The organism is Formosa sejongensis (assembly GCF_033447105.1).
In the GTDB taxonomy this organism is placed as follows: domain Bacteria; phylum Bacteroidota; class Bacteroidia; order Flavobacteriales; family Flavobacteriaceae; genus Formosa.
Map to the genome: position 1 here is coordinate 66,331 of NZ_JAWQUN010000006.1, position 26,151 is coordinate 92,481.

Genomic DNA, 26,151 nt, shown 5'->3' on the forward strand with positions numbered 1-26,151 from the left:
CATAGGTTTTAACCAATATTTTTTACCATCTAATATTAGATATTATTAATCCTGTATTCTTTTCTTTAATTTTTTGACAAATAATAAGTATTAAACTGACAAAAACTTTATAAATTGCGGCGAATTTAATTTATCATAAAATGAATAATAACACTTTATTAAAAATTGCAAGCGACTTTGGAAGTCCGGTGTATGTGTACGACTCTGAAAAAATAGTGTCTCAGTATAAACGTTTAACATCTGCATTTAATAAGGTGAAACAGGTAAAGGTGAATTATGCCGTAAAAGCGTTATCTAATATTTCTATTCTGAAATTAATGAAAAGCCTTGGTGCAGGCCTAGATACTGTGTCTATTCAAGAAGTTCAATTGGGTTTAAAAGCTGGATTTTCTGCTGAAGAAATTATTTTCACTCCTAATGGCGTGTCTTTAGAAGAAATTGAACAAGCTTCTAAATTAGGTGTTCAAATTAACATAGACAACCTTTCAATCTTAGAGCAATTCGGAACAAAGCATCCAGAAGTTCCTGTTTGTATTCGTATTAATCCGCACGTTATGGCTGGAGGAAATGCTAATATTTCTGTAGGACATATAGATTCTAAGTTTGGTATTTCTGTACATCAAATTCCGCATATCTTAAGAATTGTAGAAAATACAGGTATGCATATTAACGGTATTCACATGCATACAGGAAGTGATATTTTAGATATCGACGTCTTTTTATACGCTAGTGAAATCTTATTTGATACCGCTAAACATTTTAAAGATTTAGAATTTTTAGATTTCGGTTCTGGTTTTAAAGTCCCTTACTCTAAAGGTGATATTGAAACTAATGTAGAAGAATTTGGAACTAAATTATCTAAACGTTTCAATGAATTCTGTAAAGAATATGGAAAAGAATTGACATTAGGTTTCGAGCCTGGTAAATTTTTAGTGAGTGAATCTGGAGTGTTTTTAGCAAAAGTAAATGCTGTAAAACAAACCACTTCTACCGTATTTGCACAAATCGATACTGGTTTTAACCATTTAATTCGTCCAATGCTTTACGGATCGCAACACGTAATTACAAACGTTTCTAACACTAAAGGACGCGAGCGTTTTTATTCAGTTGTTGGTTATATTTGCGAAACGGATACTTTTGCGAACAACCGTAGAATTAATGAAATTACTGAAGGAGATATTCTTGGCTTCCAAAATGCTGGAGCTTATTGTTATTCTATGGCCTCAAACTATAATTCGCGTTTCCGTCCTGCTGAAGTACTTTGGCATAAAGACAAAGCGTTGTTAATTAGAGAGCGAGAAACTTTCGAGGATATTATAAAAAATCAAATTGAAGTAACTATATAAATCACAAAAGCGTTAACCTAAACAGTTAACGCTTTTTTTATGTCTTAAAACAATCTTTTGTCTTGACAATTAATTAGCCTAAATAAAAATATCCTGCTAAGGTAAACAGAACTAGATTTACGTCTGTTTACCTTAGTAGGATATTAATTTTTTAAGATGTGTCTTTTTATTCGGCTTTTATTAAATCTGAATTATAGAAACCTCCCATATTTTTTTTACGCCCTTCTGACTGTGCTACGATTAAATTCGCAATAGTATTTAAATTCCGCAATTCACAAATCTGAACAGACAACTTAGATCCCACATATAAATCCTGAGTAGAATCTTCAACGTAACGTAAGTGTTTCGAAGCCTCTTTTAGTTTACTGTTGGTTCTTACAATAGCAACTAAATCCGACATAATATGCTGAATAGTATTTCTGTAATGTGTAATTAAAATCAACTCCTTTGGGGTGGACGTTCCGTCGTCATTCCAATCGGGAGCATTTACATTTATAGGTTTAACTTCATCTACATTTTCTATAACATGGTCTGCAATATGATTCGCATATACCAACGCTTCTAACAACGAATTCGAAGCTAAACGGTTTGCCCCATGTAAACCCGTACTTGTGCATTCTCCTGCAGCATACAAGTCTTCAATAGTGGTTTCGCCATTCATGTTCACCTCTACTCCACCACACGCATAATGGCAAGCTGGCACCACAGGAATCATATGTTTTCTAATATCTATTCCTATACCCAAACATTTTTCATTAATATTCGGAAAATGTTTAATAAACGCATCATAATCTAAATGTGTACAGTCTAAATATACGTGACGTTCACCGGTAGTATGTATTTCGTTGTCTATCGCTCTAGCTACAATATCCCGAGGTGCTAATTCTGCACGATCATCGATAGCAAGCATAAAACGTTCACCTTTTTTGTTTTTCAGATAAGCTCCGAAACCACGAACAGCTTCAGAAATTAAAAATGAAGGACTTTGCTCTGGTTCAAATAATGCTGTTGGATGAAATTGTACAAATTCCATGTCCTTTATATTCGCTAATGCGCGATGTGCCATTGCAATTCCATCGCCAGTTGCAATTAACGGATTGGTTGTAGATGCATAAACTTGTCCTATTCCTCCAGCACATAAAATAGTTTTGCCAGCAATATAAGGTTCGATTGCATTCGTTTTCTGGTTCATTATATATGCACCATAACATCTAATATTATTTGTATCCTCTTCTGAATCTCTTAATTGGTGATCTGTAATTAAATCGATAGCAAAATGATAAGGCAAAACTTTAATATTTGCTAAGCTTGCAACTTGATCTAGGAGTGTACGCTCAATTTCTAAACCGGTAATATCTTTATGGTGTATAATACGGTTTGCAGAATGTCCGCCTTCTTTTCCTAAATCGAATTTACCAGAACCGTCATAATCAAAATCTGCTCCCCAAGACATAAGTTGCCTCATACAATCTGGAGCTTCTTCAATAACCATTTTTACAACTTTAGGATCGTTGTGATATTCTCCTGCAATCATGGTATCTTTAATATGATCTTCAAACGAATCAAATTTATCCCAAACTACTGCGATTCCTCCTTGAGCATATTTGGTGTTCGATTCACTTTTGTTGGCTTTAGTAACTACTAAAATCTCTTTATTAGGTAAAGATTTAGCCAAACGAATGGCTGTAGTAAGACCCGCGACTCCCGATCCTAATATTAAATAATCTGTGTTATATTGACTCATTCTTATTTTGAAGAAATTTCTAGCATGCGCTGTATCGGAATTAATGCTTGTTTCTGAATGGCTTCGTCTACATGAACTTCTGGTAATTCATGCTTCATACACGTGTATAATTTTTGAAGCGTATTCATTTTCATATAAGCACATTCGCTACACGCGCAGGTATTATTCTCTTTTGCTGGTGCTGGAATTAAAATTTTATTTGGTACTTCTTTTTGCATTTCATGTAAGATACCAGCTTCCGTAGCCACAATAAATTCGTTGGCAGGATTAGTTTTTACATAATTTATAAGACCAGAAGTAGAACCAACATACTCTGCAATTTTTAATAAATGCGCTTCAGATTCTGGATGTGCAATGATTTTTGCTTTAGGATGTTCTTTATGAACAGCCAATATTTTATCCATAGAAAATGCTTCGTGAACAATACATGCACCATCCCACAACACCATTTCTCGTCCAGTAACTTCCTGTATCCAAGCACCCAAATTTTTATCTGGCGCAAAAATAATAGGCTGATCTAAAGGTACAGAGTCTACTATTTTTTTGGCGTTCGAAGACGTACAGCACAAATCACTAATAGCTTTAACTTCTGCCGATGTATTTACATACGTAATCACAATATGTCCTGGATATTTTTTCTTAAACGTTGCCAAATCTTCAGCACTACAAGAATCTGCTAAAGAACAACCTGCATTTAAATCTGGAAGAATAACTTTCTTAGTCGGATTTAAAATTTTTGCTGTTTCTGCCATAAAATGAACACCAGCAAACACAATTAAATCAGCATCGGTTTCAGCCGCTTTATACGATAATCCTAAACTATCGCCAACATAATCTGCTAAATCCTGAATGGCAGGTTCTTGATAATAATGCGCTAAAATCACAGCATTCTTTTCTTTTTTTAGCTTTTTAATCTCTGCTACATAATCGATATTCTTTGCATCTTCCGATACTGGAATATACCCCAACTTCTCAATACTTTCTTTTACAGAATCCATAATCATTATTAAATTGAAGGCTAAATTAATGAATTTTATAATGTTTATTTAATGTTTTAATATAGTATTTCTATTTCGAATCGCTTAAACCCTTGTTTTCAACACTTTTCAACCACTTCTATTTCATAATTGTATATACTTTTGTAAATAAATTGAATAGGCATAATTCTTAAAATCTGCATGTTAAGAGAAATATCTTGACCAAGAAAGGTTTAAAATAAGTAGCTGATTTCAAATAAAGTGCGTGCTCGGCAACTAAATCGACTAAGAATATGAACAAGATTCAGATCGAAGAAACGTAGCTTTAAACTCAATAGAATAGGCTGCAGAAATATTCTCAGCTTTGTTTGAAATCAACAAAACAAATCATAATTTAAGTGTTTTAGCAAGGGGAAAGTTTAAGACTTAAAGAAACGCATGCTCTAAATTAAACACTTTAATATCCTACTCAAAACGCATCGCTTTTACTGGAGAAATTTTAGTTATTATATAAGAAGGTATTAAAAGCATAATTAAACACAATAAAAAGGTACCCACATTTAAAGCGATTATGTAGTTTAAGTTAATATAAACTGGAGCTTCTGTTACATAATAGATACTTGGGTCTAACGGAAAAAGTTTTAAATATTTCTGAGCAAAAAGCAAACTTAAGCCTATAACATTCCCCCAAAACAAGCCTAGAACAATCAAATAAGACGCATTAAATAAAAATAATTTCCGAATACTCCAATTGTTACTTCCTAAAGCTTTTAACACACCTATCATTTGAGTACGTTCTAGAATAAGAACCAATAAGGCCGTAATCATATTAATTCCGGCAACCAAAATCATGATTCCGATAATAGCATAAATATTATTATCAAAAATTTTTATCCATTCAAAAATAGAATAGAATTTCTCTACTATAGTTTGAGAGTTTAAAGTTGGCGGTGTGCTTTTATAAACTTCATCACCAATCTCTTTAATATTATCGAAATCGTCTATAAACAATTCAAAATTTCCAATTTGGGTGTCGTCCCACTTATTTAAACGTTGTATATGTCTAATATCACCTATAATAAAAGAGGCATCGAATTCCTGAAAACCTGAATTATAAATCCCGACAATAGTATAGGTAATAATATTTGGCGGTTTATTTGTATCGTCTTTAATAAAATAGGTATTAAACTTATCGCCAAGTTTAAAGCCCATTTTATTCGCGATAAACTGAGACATTAAAACATCTTCATTTCTATCTTGCGTATAATCAGGCAGACGCCCTTCGATTAAAAAATCTTTAAAATATTCCCAAGTAAAATCTTTACCAACACCTTTTAAAACGATGCCTTCAAAATCTGTTGCTGTTCGTATCACACCAAATTTAGTTGCAACAGCTTGAACGTGATTTACACCTTCAATACTATTAAATTCTGGGTAAAATTCTTGGTTTGTAGAAATTGGGAATACACTCTCTTGTGAATTATTACTATCGAAGTTAGAAATAGTAATATGGCCATTAAACGCAACCACCTTATCTCTAATCTTTTGCTGAAGTCCAATTCCAGTTGCGATGGCAATCATCATCACGATAATACCAATTGCAATTGCTGCGATTCCAATTTTTATTATTGGTGCCGAAACACTACTTTTATACGCTTTACTGCCTATTATGCGCTTAGCTAAAAAATATTCGTAATTCAAATTATTGGTATGCATTTAAATGTCCTCAAAAATACAGTTTTATTATTTGTTTTCATCATGATTTCTGCTAGTTGTCTAGCAAAACCTTCGACTGAAACTAATACACAAGAAAATTCAGTTACACAAAATGACAGTACCATTATTGTTGGTGCAAACAGAACTCAAGAGTATCTTCCGCTTTTAGAAGGAAAAAGAATTGGGATAGTTGCAAACCAAACGTCTGTTATTTTTAAATCTGATAACACCTATACGCATCTGGTAGATTCGTTATACCAATTAGATGTTAATCTGGTTAAAGTATTTTCTCCTGAACATGGTTTTCGTGGCACTGCTGATGCTGGCGAAGTGGTTAAAGATGGTATTGATTCAAAAACTAAATTACCTATTGTTTCGCTTTACGGTTCTAATAAGAAACCAACTGCAGAGCAACTTAAAAATATAGATATATTAATTTTCGATATTCAAGATGTCGGTGCACGTTTCTACACATATATTTCCACGTTGCACTATGTAATGGAAGCTTGTGCAGCACATAATATTCCGGTTTTAATATTAGACCGCCCAAACCCTAACGGACGCTATATTGATGGTCCTATTTTAGAAATGGAATATAAAAGCTTTGTTGGTATGCATCCCGTTCCTATTGTTCATGGGATGACGATTGGTGAATATGCACAAATGATAAACGGACAACAGTGGTTAGAATATGGGGGATTATGTGAATTGGCTGTAATTAAAATGGAGAATTATTCTCATGATAAATTATATCATTTACCTATAAAACCATCGCCTAATTTACCTAACGACCAATCTATAAATTTATATCCAAGCTTATGTCTTTTTGAAGGCACAAATGTAAATGCAGGTCGCGGTACAGAAACACAATTTCAAATTTACGGTTCACCTTTCTTAAAAGATCAAACATTTAGTTATACACCACAACCAAATAATGGAGCTAAACACCCGAAATATGAAGGTAAATTATGTTATGGTGTAGATTTGACAAACGAAAAACAACTGAATCAGATTAATTTATCTTACGTTATTAAAGCCTATCAAGCCACAGCTAATAAATCTGAGTTTTTCTCATCTTTTTTTACCAAGTTGGCGGGTTCTAAAAAACTTCAGAAGCAAATTGAAGGTAATTTAAGTGTTACGGAAATTAAGCAGTCTTGGAAAACAGGTTTAGACGGTTATAAGAAAATGCGTAAAAAATACGTGTTGTATAATTAATTGACTTATTGTTTTTAAACTTCAATAACTGAACGGTTTTATATAAAAAGTAACAACTGGCAAGTTAATACATCTAGATCTAACACTATAAAAGTTAAAATCTAAATCATGATTTTGAAAATCAATTGGATGAATTATCAATCAAAATCATGATTTTTTTCTTATCTAAAGCGTTCACTTTAGATTCCCACATAGAAGCATTATGTTCATCTTGTAACATCTTATAAGATGCTAAATATAAAAACGAACGCAAATTTGCATTCACTTTCTCTACTTCAGATTCTTTTATCTTATTTAATTTTCTAAGAACTTTTTTAGGTTTTAATAAAACAAGATCTTTTTCTATATCTAATAAATCTACTCTTTGTTTTAAAGCGGGTTTGTTTTCCAAACTTTCATTTTCTAAAAACCCAGAAGCTTCATTTAAGTATATTGAAGCTAAACCTACTAGTTCTGGACGCACAGCATTCTTTCCGAAAATTGCAAAATCCATATATTGGGCAGCAAGATAAAACGCCGAATAAAAGTTCTTTTCACTTTTATAATTGGTTAGTTGTGTTTCTAAAAACGAAGTATCCATGCTATACTTAAGGATAAAATCTGAGAGATTAAAAAGATATTTTTCCTCGCTAATATTTAAAATATTTCCATTAGCATCCATTACCTTCAAACTATCATCTTTAAACTTACCTAAATAGCTTGAAGAAGATCCTATCATTTCAATTGACTCGTAAAGTTCAGGATATGCATTTTCACTTAATACCACAGGAATAAAATGTGCCCAAATTAAACTATCAATTACAGGTTCTTCATACATATTTTCTACAAATACTTGATTCCCTTTTCCATCGTTTACATACGCAGGAGCTCCATTATAGTAGGAATTTTGCCAAACTACAACTAATAATTTATTTTGCACTAAAGCCAATCGCTCTGCCACATCCAAATTTGTCATCCACTCTTGGGCAAAACTAATGTTAATCGAAAAACTAACTAAAATAGCGAATAGTAATCTTTTCATAATTTACTTGATACGTTTTTTCATTTCTTCTACAATATTAAATGCTGCGGGACAAATAGCAACATTCTTTAACGTAAGATTAGAAATTTGTTGAAACTTTTTTCTATCGGTATGCGGAAACTCACGACATGCTTTTGGCCTAACATCATATATTGAACAGTAATTATCGGCTCCTAAAAACGTACATGGTACACTTTGTAATACGTAATCTTTATCTTCATCTACTTGCAAAAACTGGTCGACAAATTGTTGTGGTTTCATTTTAAAATGCTTTGCAATACGCTCTACATCTTTATCTGTAAATAAGGGCCCTGTAGTTTTACAACAGTTTGCACACTCCAAACAATCTGTACGTTTAAATTCGGCATCATGCAATTCCTGCATTAAATAATCTAATTGTTTGGGCGGCTTCTTTTTTAGTTTTTTAAAAAAGTTAGTATTCTCGTTATGCTTATCTTTGGCCTCTTTAGGCAGATGTTTTAAAATGTCTTGCATATGGCAAAAATACGATTTAATTAAAATAAATCATTTTAGGCCATAAAAAAATCTATACCCTATTATTATGAAAGACCTTTTAGGACAAGCCCTTTTAGATTACCAAAATGGTAATTACACCGAAGACATAATTACATCGACAAATATTTCTGATGAAGACGAATTACCGCTTCCCTATTTGTTTCGCGAATATAAGGACATGCCTAAATTAGAACAAACAGCTTTGAATTTAGCTACTGGACATGTTTTAGATGTTGGTTGCGGTGCTGGCGGACATAGTTTATACCTTCAGAATAAAGGATTAGTAGTGAAGTCTATCGATATTTCTAAAGGTGCTATTTCTGTATGTAATATTCGTGGTGTAAATCATGCACATGTCGCTTCCGTTTTAGATGAAACTGAACAATTTGATACTATTTTAATGTTGATGAATGGTACAGGTGTTTTTCAGAAATTAAGTTATGTCACTAAATATTTATCGCATTTAAAATCACTTTTAAAGCCTAACGGACAACTATTAATCGATTCGTCTGATATACAATATATGTATGAGGATGAAGATGGCGGATTGTGGATTGACACCAACGCTAATTATTATGGCGAACTAGATTATTATTTAAGCTATAAAGGTGAAAAAGAAACCGCTTTAACTTGGTTATATTTAGATTTTGAAACGTTAAAAACTGCCTGTATTGAAGTAGGATTAACTTGCGAAAACATAAAAGAAGGCGACCATTTTGATTATTTAGCGAAACTAACTATTAACGAATAGAAAACCCCTTGGCTTCCAGTTTTGAGTTTACGGTTTTATACATATCACCACACCAAAAATCTGAAATAAGTTGCATTTTATCTTTCATTCCCGATTCTGAACTTACAATTTTTTTACCTGTTGATGATTTATAAAAACTGTCAATCTGTTTTTTATCCTTTTTAGTTAAACCATTCGGATTTTTAATCATGGTTTTTCCTGCTTGAGAGCCGTATAATGCATTCATGTTTTGAACGTCTTCGATAGTAAAATATTCGGAATATGCAGATACTAATTTACTATTAACCGTTGCCATAGCTTCAGCTTTTATCGATTTAAGCTCAACCCACGTATCCGAAGGAATATTAAATTTAGCATATTGATCTTGCATTTGTTTAAAGCATGCATTGAAAACTGTTTCGTAGTAAGCAGTAGTGCCATTACTTTTAAGACATTGGGTTGCAGCTTCGGTATAAGCACTGTTTTGAGAAAACATAGAGGTACTAAAAAATAAGCCAACACATAAAAATAGAATTGATTTCATAAAGGTCGAATTTAGTTAGATTTGAATTTTAACGAATTAAATATACTAAAAAATCACAAAACATCATTTCTTAATAAAAATAAGCCTTGTTTTTTGAATAATACAAACTTTATAAAAACAAAAAAGTGTTCCTGTAGAACACTTTTTTAACTGTATTTAATTCTATTTTAGAAATCGAATTTATAAGTCGCACCTCCCAATACTTGAAAGCCTTGAACATAATAATTATCCCAACGATCGTAATTCTGTCCAGCAATATTATTCAACTTTAGAAAAACTGTAATTCTATTGTTAAAATTATAACCTCCATTTAAATTTAAATCAATATATCCATCAATGTCAATTATTTCCGTAGAGGTAATCGTACCAACAGATGATATATCTTGATCTTTACGCTCGCCCACATAGAAAATATTTGCACCAGCAAACCATTTACTATCCGATAAATAATCACCAAAAACGGATGCTTTTATATTCGGTAAGTTCCAAGCCTCTTCCTGAAATTCTGTATTATACGACATGTATTCTGCTCGTAATCCCATTTTCAGATTCTTATTCATATCCATAGTTAATTCACCTAACGCATGAATAGTCTTGATATCGTCGTATACTACTGTAAATGAATTTCCATGTTTATAAACCCGCTCACCTTCATTAGTCGTGTTTTTTCTAAACAACGATTTATCTTTCTCAGAAGTATACCCAACCTTAACGTTATACCCAATACTATTGGTAAACTTACCTAACATACCTGCATAAGCATTTAAATTATTGTCTGTTGGTTTCACATTAATAGTAGGTGATAAAAACTGATTAGTATGAGCAAATTCTCGATATGTATTCTGTATAACATCTCCTGTTAGTCCTCCATAAGCTATTACTGCATCATCTACAATCCTGTATGATCCTGTGATATTCGGATAGGCGTAAAAGTTACTTTCAGTACTATTCATTCCTACCATATAATATATAGAAGCTCCTACATTTAATGTAAAATCATCGCGACGAAGTTCGTATGATGGTGATATTCCTAATAACAAATTCCCATAATCTGGTATTGTTCCACCTTTCGCATAACTAGCTCCTGCATGTCCATTAAAATATTCTAACCTAACATCTGTATGAATCTCTTCATCCATAATTGGCAAATCAACTCTTCCTGTAAACTTAAGATGACTTTCTCCAGAATCGAAATCATCATAAAAACGTCTTAAGGTCAGACTTGCAGATTTAACATACGTATAATCAAATGCTAAATCACCAATAAAATATAAATCGTAATAATTATGTAACACATCTGTATTATTCGGAACAGAGCTATCTCCTACTCCGTACCAGTTAAATTTTTGTCTTTCTAAACCACCCTTGATACTCCAGGTTATATCTCTTTGTCTCTTGATATATTCCATTTCTAAATTAAAATTCGAATAAGAATTATCTAAAATTTGATCTAAAGGCTCAGGATCTGAATCTGGATCAAACGCGTTAGCCTTATCAAATGCAAGCCTAGCCCCAAACGAACCAATACGATCTATTTCTTTAGTAATGTATAATTCCGAGCGTAAAGTTCCATAAGATCCAAAACCTAATGTCAAATAATTCTCGAAAAACAATTCTGGTTTTTCTCTTTCAACAAGTGCTGCTTTTCCTTTTGTAGGAATAAAAGTAGATGCCACAGGAACAGAAAGAATTTCATATTCAATTACCTTCTTATCTGACGACAAATTATCTTCTAATGCAGGATTTGTTTTCACTTTAAAAGCATCCGATATTGTTGGTGTGTAAGGTTTAACAACGCTTATCACATCTGTTTGAATTGTATCTTTTTCTTGTGAGAACATAAGGGTCGCACTAGATAAGAATACCAAAGTGGTTAATATATATTTAAATTGCTTATACATAATATAAGTAGATTTTATGACCAATTAAGGTTAGTTTTGGGTTTGTACTGAAGAATTGGTTTTAGCCTGTTCTTTCTTAATTTGTGTTAGCTGATTATTCGCTTGTAAAACAACATCGTTATATTCTTGAAAGTTTTCAATCACACTTTCTAAGATGTATGTTGCTTGAAAAGCATCGCCTAATTCTTTATAGTTCATTGCCATAATTACCAAGCCTTTAGCACTAAAATATTTATAACTAGAATAATCTTTTGCCAAACGCTGCACAGCTACATTCGAGCCTTCAAAATCTCCATCTTGATTTTTAAAATATGCATTATAAAACAAAGCCTCTGCAGCAGTTTCTCCTGTTGCAACTACGCTTACCACTTCGTAAGCCTCCCTAGCACGAACAAAGTCTTTAGAACTATAAGCAGATCTAGCTATAATAATATTAGCATCACTTTTAATCTTGTTATCTATGTTTTTATTCGCAATTACTATTTCAGCATAACTTACCGCACTATTATATTTACTTAATTGATAGTTTGCTTTCATTAAATTAGATTGTGCAAAAATTACATTCTGAGGAAAAGTAGCTTCGACCTCTAAACGCTCTAATACAGGAATAGCATCTATCCAGTTTTTTCCATCTAGATAACTTTGAGCCAAACGGACTAAGGCTTCTTCAGAAAACTCGCTATTTGGTGCATCTACAACAAATTTATAATGTGGTGAAGCATTCGCTTTTAATCCTTTTTGATAGTATAATTGAGCTAAATAAAAATGAGCTTGTGTGGCATGTAGTCCCGTTTGAAATTGATTTAGATAGCCATTAAACTGCTTTATTGCATTGTCTGTGTCATTATCTAAATACTTTTTCTCGGCTGCTTCATAAGTAGAGTTATCTAAATCGGCATCCGTAACACTAACATAATCTAGAGTTTTTACCCATGTTGCATATGTGTCAACTTCTCCTAAATCTATATAAATTAAGCGTGCTGTAGACACGGCCTGAATGGCCTCTGGAGTACTTGGATAATTTGCTGCAACAGTTTTAAAACGTTCTAATGCTTTCTGATTCTGATTGTCGTTATAAAAAATTAATCCTTCACGAAGCATCGCTTTTGGTGTTAAAGAACTCATTCTATATTCTGTAACCAACTGATTGTACATTATTACAGCTTTGTCGTTCTGATTCGATTTTGTATACGTATTTCCTAATTCGTACATCGCGTCGTCTCTTAATTTCGATTTCGGGTATGTATCAATAAATAGTTCTAATTGTGAAACTTTTGTATTAGAATTTCCTCCATAACCATAACTAATAGCTTTCTGAAAAGCAGCATAATCCGATTCAATTTCGTCTAATTCGATTGCAGAATTGTAGGCCTTAATAGCACTTTCGTAATTGCTAGCTACAAAATAACCATCTCCTAATCGCAAATAGGCATCATTTAATTTTACTTGATCTTCGGTATAATTTTGTGTAAAGGCACTAAAATAGGTTGTTGCTTGTGCATAGTCTTTTTGTTTGAAATACGCGTAAGCTAAATTATAATCTACTACTTTCCCTTCTTCAGAATTTAAAGTTGAAAACTGTTTAAATGCTTTAAAATTTAAAACTGCTTCGGCATAATTATTTAAGTTATAATTACATTCTCCTTTCCAAAAATTGGCACGTGCTGTATATTCTGGATTAATTTGTTCTTTTAAAGAGTAGTCGAAAAATAATAAAGCTTCAGAGTAATTTTCAGCTTCAACAAGCTCTAATCCTCTATAAAAAGAAACCTTTTGATATGCTTCTTTACTTGCAGCATCTTTCTTGCCTTCTAATAATTTTAAAGCTTCTTTGTAGTTTTTAGATGTGATGTACGAATCGACCAATAATCCTTCAACTTCAGAACGGTAAGCGGTTTCTGGATATTTAGTTAAATAACCACTTAAAACCAAAGGAACAGATTCGTATGGATTTCCTATATCATAACTAATTTTCGAATAATTATACCAAGCATCTGTTTGAATTTGAGGAACAAAATCCATTTGCGAAGCATTTCTAAAGGCATTCAATGCTTCTGTTTTTTTATCTAAACGAATATAACTATCACCCAAATGATAATATGCGTTTTGAGCTACACCATTATCACCACTTATAATTTTATTAAATTCTGAAATTGCTCTATCGTAATCACTTTGCATATAATATGCATAGCCTAACAAATAGTAATCGGTGTTATTCCACTTCCCGCGTTTACCTTCATAAAGCGTTAAATACGGAATTGCCTCGTCGTAATTTCCTAAATTAAAATAACTCTCTCCTATAATCTTATTAAGTTCAGATTCTTCATCTCTACTACTGTATGGTAATTGCTCTTTAGATAAGGCAATGGCTTGTTGGAAGTTTCCTAATTTAAAGTTTAAATCGGCTTTATAATAAGACATTTTATCTTTATACTTCTGCTGATCTTTAATTTGATCGAAATACTGATTTGCCTGATTAGCATCATCACTTTGGTAAGCCATATACCCAATATAATATTTGGCCTGAGCACCATAAGTTGCCGAATTTTCAACTTTAGTTAAATACAACTTTGCATTACTATAATTTTTAGTTGCAAAAGCAGTGTACCCCTTATTAAAATAATATCTATCCTTTTCTAAAACGGTTAACGAACGCTCGTCTACACGGTCGTACCATTTTTTTGCTCGGGCATATTTTCCGCCTTTAAAATAAAAATCTGCAACATCTATGTATGCTGAATTTCGTTTTGGACTTGTGGGATAATCTACTACAAAACTTTCTACTAAATCGTCTGCTTTAATCTGATTTAACCGAATAGCGGCACTCGCAATATAATACGCACATTCAGATTTCAGAACCATATCCTTGGTTTCCTTTTGAATGGTTGTAAAAATATTTTGAGCTGCTAAAAACTGATTGCTATTATATAAAGACAATGCTTTTAAATAATCTACCCGATCGTTTGTGTAAATTGCTGTTTGTTGTGCCAACATTTTGCCACTCAACATAATTACTATTAAAAATAATACAATCTTACTTCTAGTCATTAACCTTAAGTTTTATTTAAATCAAAGATAATTTAATCTAAATTCTATAACGAAAATATATCATAATAATTATTCATTAAATACACAAATTTGCAAATATTAATTAAAAAAAGCAATCTTACAGTCTTTTATAAGTTATTATAAAATGATACATTTACAACACCAAAAAAACGGTCTATTCTTATGTCGCAAACAGTTCTCCATTTAAAAGATGTTTCTATATTTCAAGGCGATAATCTTGTACTCTCTAATGTAAATGTTGAAGTTTTTAAAGGAGATTTTGTCTATTTAATTGGAAAAACAGGAACTGGAAAAAGTAGTTTCATGAAAACGCTTTACGGCGACTTACCCCTAACACAGGGCGAAGGTAGTATTGTAGACTTTAATCTTAAAACCTTAAAAGAAAGAGAAATTCCGTTTTTAAGGCGTAAACTTGGCGTAGTTTTTCAAGATTTTAAACTTTTAGTTGATAGAAATATAAATGAAAACTTACGTTTTGTATTAAAAGCTACAGGTTGGAAGAGCAAAACAGAAATGCAAACTCGCATCGATGAAGTTCTAGAAAAAGTAGGTATGAAAACCAAAGGCTTTAAGTTTCCACACGAACTTTCTGGCGGCGAGCAACAACGTGTGGCTATTGCACGTGCTTTACTTAACGATCCAGAACTTATACTGGCAGATGAGCCAACAGGAAACTTGGATCCTCAGACTAGTATTGAGGTTATGAAAGTACTCCAAGATATTAACAAAAACGGAAACACGATTTTAATGGCGACTCACGATTATGCTTTGCTTCTTAAATATCCAAGTAAAACATTAAAGTGCGACAACAACCAACTTTACGAAGTCGTGCAACGAAAAAATTAAGATTATAAAACACTTAAAATTTTAATGGTATCTATTCTTATTCCTACTTATAATTATAACATATTACCGTTAATAGTTAAACTTATTGAAGAAACTGAATTACTACCATTTAAGACAGAAATTATTGTTATTGATGATGCTTCAACTGTACTAAAAAATTCTAACTCTGATTTTTCTCTATTCAAAAATGTTGTATTTATTCAACTTAAAAAAAATATTGGACGAAGCCGAATAAGAAATCGACTTTCTGAAATTTCAAAATTTGACCATCTTATCTTCCTAGATTGTGACACCTTACCTTCTGAACCGCATTTTATTTTAAATTATTATAATGCACTAAAAGAGAATAAAGTCATTTTTGGTGGTCTTGCTTATAAACCTAATAACGATACTAAATATTCACTAAGATATCTTTATGGTATAAAAAGAGAAGCTGTATCTTTTAATGAACGTTTAAAAAAGAAAACGAAGCATTTTACTACTGCCAATTTTGCAATAAAAAAAGAAGTATTCAACAGTATAAAATTTGATGAAAATCACGATAATTACGGACATGAAGACACCCTATTTTCTATAGAACTGCTAAACAAAGGGTACGTAATAAAGCAAATAAACAATCCTGTTTATCATTTACAATTAGACACTAACAAAGAATATCTTAATAAGATTGAATCTTCTTCGCGTAACTTATTCGTGTATTATAATTTAAATAAAATAAATTCGGAAGATGTGAAATTTATAAAATATTATGAATTTATAGGCAAGTTACACCTTAAATTTATTGTGGCTTTTGTCTTTAAAATCACCACACCTCTTTTATTTAAAAATTTACTTTCAGGCAATCCAAAATTATATGTATTTGATTTTTATCGTTTTGGTTACTTATGTACTTTAAATAAAAAAAATGATTAAAATATCTGTCATCATATCTGTTTACAATAAGGAGGCTCATATAGAGAACACGCTACAATCTGTTTTCAATCAATCCTACAAAAATTTTGAGATAATAGCGATTAACGACGGGTCGACAGATAAAAGTTTAGATATATTACATCAAATTAAAGACACGCGATTACGTGTTTTCAGTCAACAAAACCTAGGCGCTTCTGCCGCGAGAAATCGAGGTATAAAAGAAGCCTCAACTCAATATATTGCCTTACTTGACGGCGACGATATTTGGCTACCTAACTATTTGAAAGACATGGTTACTTTAATAAAAAATCATCCCCAAGAACATGTATTCGCCTGTGCTATTGCAAATACGTATAACAATAGAATTATACCTGTTACTTATAATTTTAAAGATAATGATTTAATAAAAGTTAGAGACTATTTTAAAAATAGCACGCATAGTTATACCTTATTAACAAGTTCTAGTATTATTTTTAAGAAAGATATTATTGACACCACGGGTTGGTATGATACCTCTATAAAATCCGGACAAGATACCGATATGTGGATTCGAATTGGGATGCATTATAATGTGGTCTTTTTAAACAGCGTATTGGTGCATTATAAATACATTAACGATAGTTTATCTAACACTTCTTTTAATCCAAATACTAAACCTAAATATGACAAGTATAAAATTGAAGAATCTAAAAATTCAGATTTAAAAGCATTTGTAGATAGAAACAGATATTCCTTAGCTATTTTAAGTCGATTAAACGGAAATAGAACGGCATATACATTCTATAAAACTGCTATCGATTTAAAAAACATTCGAACTCATCAGAGAATATTATTATACTGTCCTTCTTGGCTTTTAAAAACACTTTTGAAGTTAAAATCTTTAAAAGGAAAAAAAGTATACTATATCCCTTTAAACAAGGTATAATCTTCGAATTCTCTAATATAATCCTCTTCATCAAACTCTTTAGAAGCTAAAACTAAACATACAGAACCTGATGAAAAATTTTCTATTTCACGCCAAATTCCAGGCACAATTAACAAGCCTATATCTGGTTTATTCATAGTAATTAAACGCTCGTTTTTTCCATCTTTTACACGAATTTCAAAACTTCCACTTAAAGGAACTAAAAACTGATACAGCGTTTTATGTGCATGACCGCCACGAGAAGCATCACTAGGCACATCGTATAGATAGTAAACACGTTTTATTTCAAAAGGAATACAATCCTTCTCTATTACAGCTATATTTCCGCGAGCTTCTTTTATTTTAGGTATTTCTATGCGTTGTAAATCGTGTACTGTTGAATTTACATTTTGTCTAGTAGTTGTTTCCAATCGTTTGTTATGTTTTTAACCGAAAACCGTTGCACACTTTCTTGTGTATTCGATTTACAGGTTTGGTATAAAGTGCTGTTTGATATAAAACTATTCATTGCCTCAGATATTGCCTCTGTATTAAAATTTTCGACTAAAAGCCCATTAAACCCCGAAGTTATAACCTCGCTTGGTCCCGATTTACAATCTACAGAAATCATTGGTGTACCTAAACCTAATGTTTCTGGAATAACCATAGGAAATCCTTCATGCCTACTCGTTAACATGGCAAAATGTGCATGTTTTACATATGGATAGGGATTTTTTGTAAACCCTTTAAAAAGGACACATGAATTTAATTTTAATGTAGACACATAATTTTGAATATCTTCTAAATCTGGCCCGTCACCAATCAATATTAGCTTAATATTAGCATTAGGTAGTTTTGATTGTTTATAAGCGTCTAATAATAGTTTTAGATTTTTAGGTTCGTCATGAATTCTTCCGAAGAAAATAATGTATTTTTTTAACTCAGATATATCAGAAACCTCAGATTCGGCCTTCTCGTTAATCTCCAGAAAATTGAAACCATTATAAATGGTTTCTACATTAACCAAACCTAATTCTTTTCTAAAATGTGTTGCTGCCAATTTAGAAACTGTAACCATTTTTGCGGTTTTATATAAATAAGTATTGAGCCATTTATACGGTGTAAATGCTTTTCCAATTTCGTAACAATGCAACACATAAACCACAGGAATTCCAGAATACACCCATTTAGAAATAAAAAACTCTCGATAGGCTTGGCCGCGAGATCGACTATCTATAACAACATCAAACTGTTGTACTTTTAAATATTTTTTAAAATACTTTAAACGTTGTAATCGACCTCGTAAAGTATCATTTTCGTCTTTTAAAGCACCTAAATTTAAGAGCGTGCCTTTGTATTCGAAATCGACATGATTTAAAACAATCACGATATGAACATCATGCCCCAAATCATGCAACATCTCAGATAACTGTGCAGTCGATTTTTCCGCTCCTCCTTTTCCTAGAGAGGATGCTACGATACAAATCTTTTTATTGTTACTTTGCATACAGTGTTTTAATCGTTCAAATATACTAAATGAAAATCTTATTAATCGGCGAATATAGCCGACTTCACAATTCATTAAAAGAGGGGCTAGAAAAAGGAGGTCATTTTGTTACTATTATCGGGTTTGGAGATCATTTTAAAGATTATCCAGTCGATATAAAACTGAATCTAAAATATCAATCTGGTATTTCCGAATTCGTAAAACGCGTGATCTACAAGCTTTTTAAAATCGATTTAATTTCATTAGATATTCATAAACAATTTAACGCTGTTAAAGAACGACTTAAAGGATATGATGTCGTTCAGCTTATTAATGAAAACGCTTTCAACACTATACCTCAGGTTGAAGTCAAATTATTAAAATTCATTTTCGAAAACAATAAAAATGTGTTTTTAATGTCGTGTGGTACTGATTATATCAGCGTGAATTATGCCATGGAAAAACGATTTAAATATTCAATTTTAAATCCATTGTTTGAAGGTCGAGCATCTGAAAAATCGTTTTATTATGCCTTAAAATTCACAACCGAACGCTACAAGAACTTACATAAATATATTTATAAAAATATTAAAGGTGTAATCGCTTCAGATTTAGATTATCATATCCCATTAGTAAATAATCCAAAATATCTCGGACTTGTTCCTAATCCTATAAATACAGATATTCTAGATTATATTCCTTTAAATACCTCAGACAAGATTGTTATATTTCATGGTATAAACGCTTCAAAATATTACAAAAAAGGCAATAATTTTTTTACTGAAGCTTTAGTTGAAATTCAGAACAGATACAAAGATAAAATTGAAATTTTAACAGTTACAGATCTTCCATACCATGCGTATATTCAAGCTTTTAATAAAGCACATATTGTCCTAGATCAAGTGTATGCTTACGATCAAGGGTTTAACGCACTTGAAGCAATGGCAAAAGGAAAAGTCGTTTTTACTGGCGCTGAACAAGAATGGCTTGACTACTACAACTTGAAAGAAAACACAGTTGCAATTAACGCCTTGCCAGATGTGAATTATTTGGTTAACACCTTAGAATGGTTGATTCTAAATCCGAATAAGATTGATACCATTTCTAAAAACGCACATGCTTTTATAGAAGACAAACACCATTATAAAATGTCTGCAGAACTGTATTTAAAACTTTGGGCAAAGCATTAAATAATTAATTTTTATCGTTCTCTTCTTTATTATCATCTTCCTCCGCTTCTGATTCAGACTCTTCTGATACTATTTCACTCTCTGGCAACACACCAAATAAAGACGAACTAAAAATAAGTAAGATAATCCCGTAGTACATTACATAGGTTACAAAATGTGCTATAGTTGCACCTTTAACTCCATATAAATCGATAAAATAAATACTTGTTAAATACAAAATTAATACAGAAAAAGCTTCCGTTACAATGTAATGCCAGAACATTTTTTTTGCTAAAAACTGATATGAAATAACGATAGAAAGGACTTTTACAAAATCGCCTAACAATTGCCATAAAAACAGATCTTCAACAGGTTTAAATTCATCTGTAAATACAATCGCAACAATAAATCGTCTCAATAAAAAGATAGCCAATAATCCTAAACCAAACACGGGAATTATAGTCTTATAGAACCCAAAAACTTCGTCTCTAAAATCCTTAACATTATCAATTTCAGAGAAACGCGGTAAGATGTACAACGACATTAAAGAACTGACAAACATTAAATAATATTTCGAAATTCTAACCATCGCTTCCCAAAATCCAGCATCTTTATATCCTATATTATCTATAATATAAGTACGAATAGAAATAGCTACAAGAGGTAGTATTATGGCCGAAAACAAAGCCATAACGGAATAAGAACTTAACTTCTTTATATATTCAAAACTAACTTGACTAGAACGAATTAACGGGATTAAACTACGTTGATTTACAACGCCAACAAGCGTAATTAAGAATATAATAGACTCTGCAATTACAATAGAAATTAAAGCGCCATCTATTCTGTTCTGATAAATTAAAATAAGCGTAATAGAAGATCCTAAAATCTGACCAATAATATTTATAACGAGCAACATTTTATACTTCGAAAATCCGTTCATTATAGAAAACGCGAACATATTCATGGAATAAAACGGAAGCGCAATTGCCATGACTCGAATTACATAAGCATAGTCGTTATAGGTAGGAAAAATAAGGGTATTTATATATTCTGCATTATAATAGCAGAAAAAGGAGACGAGTATAGTTGAAATAAAACCGAGATAAAATGATGTGGACAACATCCTACTAAGTTCAATTGTATTGTTTTTAAACTCAGCAATATATTTAACAACGCCATTATACATCCCTAAAATCGCAAAGGATTGCATAGAACTCACTAAGTTTCTTAAATTCCCTATTAAAGCCAAGCCTTCAGGGCCTATAAAAATAGCGATGGCTTTAGACGTTAAGAATCCCGTAACAATTTTAGTAATTACAGACGCCGAATTTAATGAGGCGACCTTAATTAAAACATTATTATTTATATAATTTATTAATTTTTTCAATCAATAAGCGTTTAAAACATTTATCAAATAATCCACATCTTTATCGTCCATTACAGGACTTATTGGCAAACTCACAACTGTATTGTGAATTTGCTCCGTTACCGGAAGCTTTAAAGAATTAAATCCTTTTAGCGCTTCTTGTTTATGAGGAGGGATTGGGTAATGAATTAAAGTTTCGATGTGATGCTTTTTTGCATAAGCTATAAAATCGTCCCTTTGGGCTACTCTAATTACAAAAAGATGAAATACATGAGCATTCAAATCTGAGCATAAAGGTAGTATTATTTTATTATTTTCAACATTTGAGAGATACCGATTTGCGATTTTTCTACGAAAGTTATTATCAGAATCTAGATGTTTTAATTTTACACTTAAAAACAAGGCTTGAATTTCGTCTAACCTTGAATTACAGCCAACTAACTCATTTACATATTTTGAGGATGTACCATAATTTCGAAGTTTTTTAATGGTTTCAGCAAGCTTAGAATCGTTAGTTGTAACAGCACCTCCATCGCCTAAGGCTCCTAAATTTTTACTCGGATAGAAACTAAAAGCTGCGGCATCTCCTAAAGCTCCTGCTTTTCTACCATCTTTATAAACGGCACCATGTGCTTGTGCAGCATCTTCTATTATTAATAAATTATTCTGATTCGAAATATTTTGAATAGCATCCATCGCTGCTAACTGTCCATATAAATGAACTACTAGTACAGCTTTGGTTTTAGAAGTTATCTTTTGTACTAAATCTGAAATTGAAATATTATAAGTCTCTAAATCTGGTTCAACAAAAACAGGTTTTAATCCTGCTTGCATAATACCTAAAACACTTGCGATATAGGTGTTCGCTGGCACTAAAACTTCGTCGTTTTCTTGTAACTTCCCTAAAGCTATATACGATTTTAAAATAAGTGTAATTGCATCTAATCCATTTCCAACTCCATTGGCATGTTTAGTTCCACAAAACGTAGCAAATTCAGATTCGAACGTTTCTACTCCTTGACCTAAAACACAATACCCTGAATCTAAAAATTCTTGAAATTTTAATTGAAATGCGATATGAAAGCGTGCATTAATTTTATGTAAGTCTAAAAATTTAATCATATTAAAACGCTATCTAAAGCAGTAAAATTCTTTGTTTCTAACGTATAAAAGTCTTGAATAATTGTTCTTGTCCCAAAACCTTCTTTCCAATATTGCAGTCCTTTATTTATTTGTTTCCCATCATTTTCGTTCGACGTTCCAAAATCAAAATACGCTTTATCTTTAAAAACGACCTCAATTAAGTGCGCATGCAATACATCTAGACTTCCTAAAGTGTTTTTTGAAGCATTACCAGAAATGTATTGTGAATGTGCAACACGATCGGTAACAAAAACAGTCGTTCCTGCAACAAGTTCTCCTTCTTGATACACATTAAACTGACGAATATTATTTGGGAATTTAGATTTAAGCAGCGTTATTTCTTCTAAACTATGTACAGGTGATGCTTCATGTTTCGTTATCAAATTCGGAATTAAAATCGTGTTCCAAAAGGCATCGAACGTATCGACTTCTTTTATAATTAATCCGTGTTTTTTTGCTCGTTTACAGCCTTCTATTCGGTTTTTCGAAAAGGGAATAGGTGATTTCAAATTAAGAACAGAAAGTGAATCGCGACGGTACAAATCTGCCTGTACCAGAAACATTAAATATAATATTTCATCGTTTGGTATAGCAGAATAAATAGAAGGTAACATCTTTAATTTTAAAATTAAAACACCTTCTAACGAAAGCCACTCCAAAACTGATTTAAAGATTTCTAAAACCTGTTGAAATTTTAGTTTGGATTCAAATAGTAATCCGCCATAGGTTAGACCTTGATGAGAATAGAGCACATCGTCTTTTTTGTTTGCTGGCAAAATGGCGATTACCTTTTCGTTTTTAAAAACTATTAAGGAATAATCTTCAAAACGATCTTCATGATAATCCATAAAGTCCCGATGAAACAAAAATGTCCCATTCTTAGCTTTAGAAACAAAAGTATTCCAAAGTTTAAAATCATGCTTATTATAGCGTTCTACTCTAATCTGATTCATTAATTAAAAATACGTTTTTTATTGACTAAGTATACTATCAATTACTTTCGAAAATTTTTCAGCACCATATTCATTCAAATGATCTGCATCTAAAAAATCCTGTGTACCAAATCGTTTATCTTCTAAAAAATTAAAATAGCTACAGTTTGTAAAATTATTCTGCATAAATAATCCAGCTGAAATTGTTTTTTCTAACTGATCTTGGTCTAGATGTTGAACATAACTTGTATATGCCGGCATGGTGACTAATATAACTTTGACACCTTTTTCTTTACACTCTTCAATAATACTTTCCAGTATTTTTAAATTTTCAACATACAATTCATCATTAGTAATCGTATGCTTTTTTGCAATTAAAATCCCAACTTCATCAATATTTGCGGTACTATCATACACTTTACTTCTGCCCCAGCCTGTTTTATTAACAAGTTCAAAGTTTTCTTTTAAAATGTAATAATTATAAATCCGTTCTAGATTATACTTAAGCTTGACACTTAAAATTTCGAAATTGTATTTTAATTTAGAATCAAGGTCTACAGTTGTATACAACGTATAATCTTTAAGTCTCCAACTTTCATTTCCATGCTTTAATTGCTCAAAAAGTGTAGTATAAGACAGTCTTAAAACAACTGTTTCTAACGCCTCTAAATTGTTTAAATTTTGATGAATAATCCCGTAATCTATATCTATAGTCTGAGACACATTACCGTAATTAAGCGCTTCTTTACTTAAAAAAACAGGATTGATTCCATATAAAATATGAGAACTTCCAACTAACAATGTTTTTATGCTTTCTTGATGTGTTATTAAATAATCGGACTTAACTTGATATCCATTAGGAATATGTCGCAGCAACACCTCTAAAGAAAATCCTATAACAAAAACAGGAAGGCAGAAAAATATAAATATGTTAAGAAATTTCTTCATTTAGAACTGAAAATAAATAAACTGTTGTGGTTTCGCGTAAAAGTAAAAAATACAGAAAATAAGGATATAATAAAAAGCCCACCTGTACTGTCGTTTCCATGCGATACCAAATTTTTCTATCGCATATTCGCTTGTTTTACCAATCCATTCCATGCACATAAAAACAATAATACCCAGAAAAACAAGAATGGCTCCAGTTCGATTTTCAAATTCTGGAATGGTAAAAATTGAAGATGAAAATATTTCTCCAAGATAACTTACTGCGCTATGCAAATCGTCTGCTCTAAAAAATACACGAACCAAAACCAAAAAAGTAAATGTTTTTAAAATACCAAATAGCTCTTTTGAACTTGGCATAAGGCTATTGGTTTTAACGACTTCCTTATTCGATTTCTTTCTACCCCAGATAATAATTGGTAAAAAATGCAATGCATTTATAAGTCCGTATACAATAAATTTCCATGCAGCTCCATGCCAAAACCCAATAACTATAAAAATTAAAAGGGTATTTCTGATTTGAAAAAGTTTAGAACCTCGACTTCCTCCAATAGGAATATAAAAATAATCTCTAAACCATGTGGTTAACGATATATGCCAGCGCCTCCAAAATTCGCCTATGTTTCTTGAAAAGTAAGGAAAAGCAAAATTCTTTGATAGATTAAAACCGAATAATCTAGACACACCAATAGCAATATCTGAATATCCTGAAAAATCGCAATATATTTGAATAGTAAAGAAAAAAGCGCCTATTAAAAGTGTACTTCCAGAATATGCTTCTTGGTTTCCGAAAAACTCATCGACAAAAATGGCACAATTATCGGCGATAACCATTTTCTTAAACAAGCCCCAAAGCACCTGTTTTAAACCATCGACTGCCTTGTTGAAATTAAAAGTTCGCTTAACTTGAAATTGAGGCAACAAATCCCTTGCGCGTTCAATTGGTCCTGCAACTAACTGTGGAAAAAAACTTACGAATGCCATAAAATTGACAAAATTATTCGTGGGTTTTAATTGCTTTCTATAAATATCTATAGTATAACTTAACGTTTGAAATGTATAAAAACTGATTCCTACAGGCAGAATAATATTTAAGGAATTGTATCTTAAATCAGATCCGAATAAAGAAAAGGCTTGAACAAAATTTTCGAGAAAGAAATTATAGTATTTAAAAAAGCCCAACATTCCTAGATTAACAGAAACGCTTGTCCAAAGTAATAGTTTTCTTTTAAATTCGTCTTGATGTTTAGAGAGTGCCAAACCAATAAAATAATCGACAGTCGTGCTGAAAAAGATAAGCGATAGAAAACGCCAATCCCACCAAGCATAAAAGAAATAACTAGCGGCAACGATTAAGAGGTTTTGAATGCTCAATTTTGTATTGCAGACAAACCAATAGAGTATAAAAACTATTGGTAAAAACACTGCAAAATCTATTGAATTGAATAACATAAAATAATATTCGTCTGTATCTTACTCTAATTTCAATAGAAAATTGAGAAATAAAACAATGCTAAAAAGTTTCTAATTTGTGAATTATATTTAAACTACGAATATAAATAATTAGCATCGAGTTTTGCTTTATTTAAGTGACCAATTCATTTTTATAAAATGTCAAAGTTTCTATTTTTATCTATAATTTCTAGACTGAAGTCAAATCATT

The 26,151-nt window shown here is 31.6% G+C and carries 22 protein-coding genes; 7 read left to right on the forward strand and 15 right to left on the reverse strand.

All coding sequences use genetic code 11. From position 1 onward, the window contains the following. The first annotated feature begins 140 nt into the window (after nt 1–140). On the forward strand, nt 141–1,346 hold the full coding sequence (gene lysA, locus R6X41_RS08360) for a diaminopimelate decarboxylase (protein WP_318499215.1): 1,206 nt from the start codon (nt 141–143) through the stop codon (nt 1,344–1,346). A 166-nt stretch (nt 1,347–1,512) separates the two neighbouring features. Here lysA and nadB read toward each other — a convergent pair whose 3' ends face one another. The 3 genes from nadB to R6X41_RS08375 form a co-directional block, all read right to left on the reverse strand. After that, on the reverse strand, nt 1,513–3,090 hold the full coding sequence (gene nadB / locus R6X41_RS08365; RefSeq protein ID WP_318499217.1) for an L-aspartate oxidase: 1,578 nt from the start codon (nt 3,088–3,090) through the stop codon (nt 1,513–1,515). Between the two features lie 2 nt (nt 3,091–3,092). After that, complete coding sequence (nadA, locus tag R6X41_RS08370) at nt 3,093–4,088, reverse strand: quinolinate synthase NadA (protein WP_318499219.1); 996 nt, start codon at nt 4,086–4,088, stop codon at nt 3,093–3,095. Nucleotides 4,089–4,532: 444 nt separating this feature from the next. Continuing rightward, a complete protein-coding gene (locus R6X41_RS08375; protein ID WP_318499221.1) occupies nt 4,533–5,768 on the reverse strand; it encodes an ABC transporter permease in 1,236 nt (411 codons plus the stop codon). A gap of 9 nt (nt 5,769–5,777) precedes the next feature. Between R6X41_RS08375 and R6X41_RS08380 the strand changes: the two genes are divergently transcribed. After that, entirely contained in the window at nt 5,778–7,001 is a 1,224-nt protein-coding gene (locus R6X41_RS08380) for an exo-beta-N-acetylmuramidase NamZ family protein (RefSeq protein ID WP_318499222.1), read from the forward strand. A 121-nt stretch (nt 7,002–7,122) separates the two neighbouring features. On the opposite strand, the gene R6X41_RS08385 is transcribed toward R6X41_RS08380, so the two are convergent. After that, a complete protein-coding gene (locus tag R6X41_RS08385) occupies nt 7,123–8,022 on the reverse strand; it encodes a hypothetical protein (protein ID WP_318499224.1) in 900 nt (299 codons plus the stop codon). Between the two features lie 3 nt (nt 8,023–8,025). Beyond that, entirely contained in the window at nt 8,026–8,517 is a 492-nt protein-coding gene (locus tag R6X41_RS08390; protein ID WP_318499226.1) for a YkgJ family cysteine cluster protein, read from the reverse strand. A gap of 67 nt (nt 8,518–8,584) precedes the next feature. Between R6X41_RS08390 and R6X41_RS08395 the strand changes: the two genes are divergently transcribed. Beyond that, nucleotides 8,585–9,289 carry a class I SAM-dependent methyltransferase gene (locus R6X41_RS08395; RefSeq protein ID WP_318499228.1) on the forward strand — a complete coding sequence of 235 codons (705 nt, stop codon included), beginning with the start codon at nt 8,585–8,587 and terminating at the stop codon, nt 9,287–9,289. Here R6X41_RS08395 and R6X41_RS08400 read toward each other — a convergent pair. From R6X41_RS08400 to R6X41_RS08410, 3 genes are all read right to left on the reverse strand, one after another. Next, nucleotides 9,279–9,812 (reverse strand): DUF2059 domain-containing protein, encoded by a 534-nt coding sequence (locus tag R6X41_RS08400; RefSeq protein WP_318499230.1) that lies wholly within the window; start codon nt 9,810–9,812, stop codon nt 9,279–9,281. The genes R6X41_RS08395 and R6X41_RS08400 overlap by 11 nt on opposite strands. Nucleotides 9,813–9,979: 167 nt before the next feature. Further along, entirely contained in the window at nt 9,980–11,713 is a 1,734-nt protein-coding gene (locus tag R6X41_RS08405; RefSeq protein WP_318499232.1) for a TonB-dependent receptor, read from the reverse strand. A 30-nt stretch (nt 11,714–11,743) separates the two neighbouring features. Further along, complete coding sequence (locus R6X41_RS08410) at nt 11,744–14,761, reverse strand: tetratricopeptide repeat protein (RefSeq protein WP_318499234.1); 3,018 nt, start codon at nt 14,759–14,761, stop codon at nt 11,744–11,746. 183 nt (nt 14,762–14,944) lie between these two features. Between R6X41_RS08410 and R6X41_RS08415 the strand changes: the two genes are divergently transcribed. Genes R6X41_RS08415 through R6X41_RS08425 form a run of 3 tightly spaced genes read left to right on the forward strand, consistent with a single transcriptional unit; the run spans nt 14,945 to nt 17,465 of the window. Beyond that, nucleotides 14,945–15,628 carry a cell division ATP-binding protein FtsE gene (locus tag R6X41_RS08415; RefSeq protein WP_318499235.1) on the forward strand — a complete coding sequence of 228 codons (684 nt, stop codon included), beginning with the start codon at nt 14,945–14,947 and terminating at the stop codon, nt 15,626–15,628. Nucleotides 15,629–15,652: 24 nt separating this feature from the next. Then, nucleotides 15,653–16,540 carry a glycosyltransferase family 2 protein gene (locus tag R6X41_RS08420; RefSeq protein ID WP_318499237.1) on the forward strand — a complete coding sequence of 296 codons (888 nt, stop codon included), beginning with the start codon at nt 15,653–15,655 and terminating at the stop codon, nt 16,538–16,540. Further along, the gene (locus tag R6X41_RS08425; protein WP_318499239.1) at nt 16,533–17,465 is read left to right on the forward strand and encodes a glycosyltransferase family 2 protein; all 933 of its coding nucleotides are present in this window, start codon (nt 16,533–16,535) and stop codon (nt 17,463–17,465) included. Before R6X41_RS08420 ends, R6X41_RS08425 begins: the two co-directional genes overlap by 8 nt. On the opposite strand, the gene R6X41_RS08430 is transcribed toward R6X41_RS08425, so the two are convergent. Then, complete coding sequence (locus R6X41_RS08430) at nt 17,441–17,875, reverse strand: sugar 3,4-ketoisomerase (RefSeq protein WP_318499241.1); 435 nt, start codon at nt 17,873–17,875, stop codon at nt 17,441–17,443. The genes R6X41_RS08425 and R6X41_RS08430 overlap by 25 nt on opposite strands. Next, nucleotides 17,848–18,951, reverse strand: coding sequence for a glycosyltransferase (locus R6X41_RS08435; RefSeq protein ID WP_318499243.1), 1,104 nt, complete (start codon nt 18,949–18,951; stop codon nt 17,848–17,850). The genes R6X41_RS08430 and R6X41_RS08435 overlap by 28 nt, the downstream gene beginning before the upstream one ends. A gap of 29 nt (nt 18,952–18,980) precedes the next feature. Here R6X41_RS08435 and R6X41_RS08440 point away from each other — a divergent pair, with 29 nt between their 5' ends. Then, nucleotides 18,981–20,120 (forward strand): glycosyltransferase, encoded by a 1,140-nt coding sequence (locus R6X41_RS08440; protein WP_318499245.1) that lies wholly within the window; start codon nt 18,981–18,983, stop codon nt 20,118–20,120. A gap of 4 nt (nt 20,121–20,124) precedes the next feature. Here R6X41_RS08440 and R6X41_RS08445 read toward each other — a convergent pair whose 3' ends face one another. Genes R6X41_RS08445 through R6X41_RS08465 form a run of 5 tightly spaced genes read right to left on the reverse strand, consistent with a single transcriptional unit; the run spans nt 20,125 to nt 25,940 of the window. Next, nucleotides 20,125–21,489, reverse strand: a complete 1,365-nt coding sequence (locus R6X41_RS08445; RefSeq protein ID WP_318499246.1) for an O-antigen translocase — start codon at nt 21,487–21,489, stop codon at nt 20,125–20,127. Next, nucleotides 21,490–22,590 carry a DegT/DnrJ/EryC1/StrS family aminotransferase gene (locus R6X41_RS08450; protein WP_318499248.1) on the reverse strand — a complete coding sequence of 367 codons (1,101 nt, stop codon included), beginning with the start codon at nt 22,588–22,590 and terminating at the stop codon, nt 21,490–21,492. After that, nucleotides 22,587–23,564 carry a GNAT family N-acetyltransferase gene (locus tag R6X41_RS08455; RefSeq protein WP_318499250.1) on the reverse strand — a complete coding sequence of 326 codons (978 nt, stop codon included), beginning with the start codon at nt 23,562–23,564 and terminating at the stop codon, nt 22,587–22,589. The genes R6X41_RS08450 and R6X41_RS08455 overlap by 4 nt, the downstream gene beginning before the upstream one ends. A gap of 18 nt (nt 23,565–23,582) precedes the next feature. Next, nucleotides 23,583–24,491, reverse strand: a complete 909-nt coding sequence (locus R6X41_RS08460; protein WP_318499252.1) for a hypothetical protein — start codon at nt 24,489–24,491, stop codon at nt 23,583–23,585. Then, nucleotides 24,492–25,940, reverse strand: coding sequence for an MBOAT family O-acyltransferase (locus R6X41_RS08465; RefSeq protein WP_318499254.1), 1,449 nt, complete (start codon nt 25,938–25,940; stop codon nt 24,492–24,494). Between the last annotated feature and the right edge of the window lie 211 nt (nt 25,941–26,151).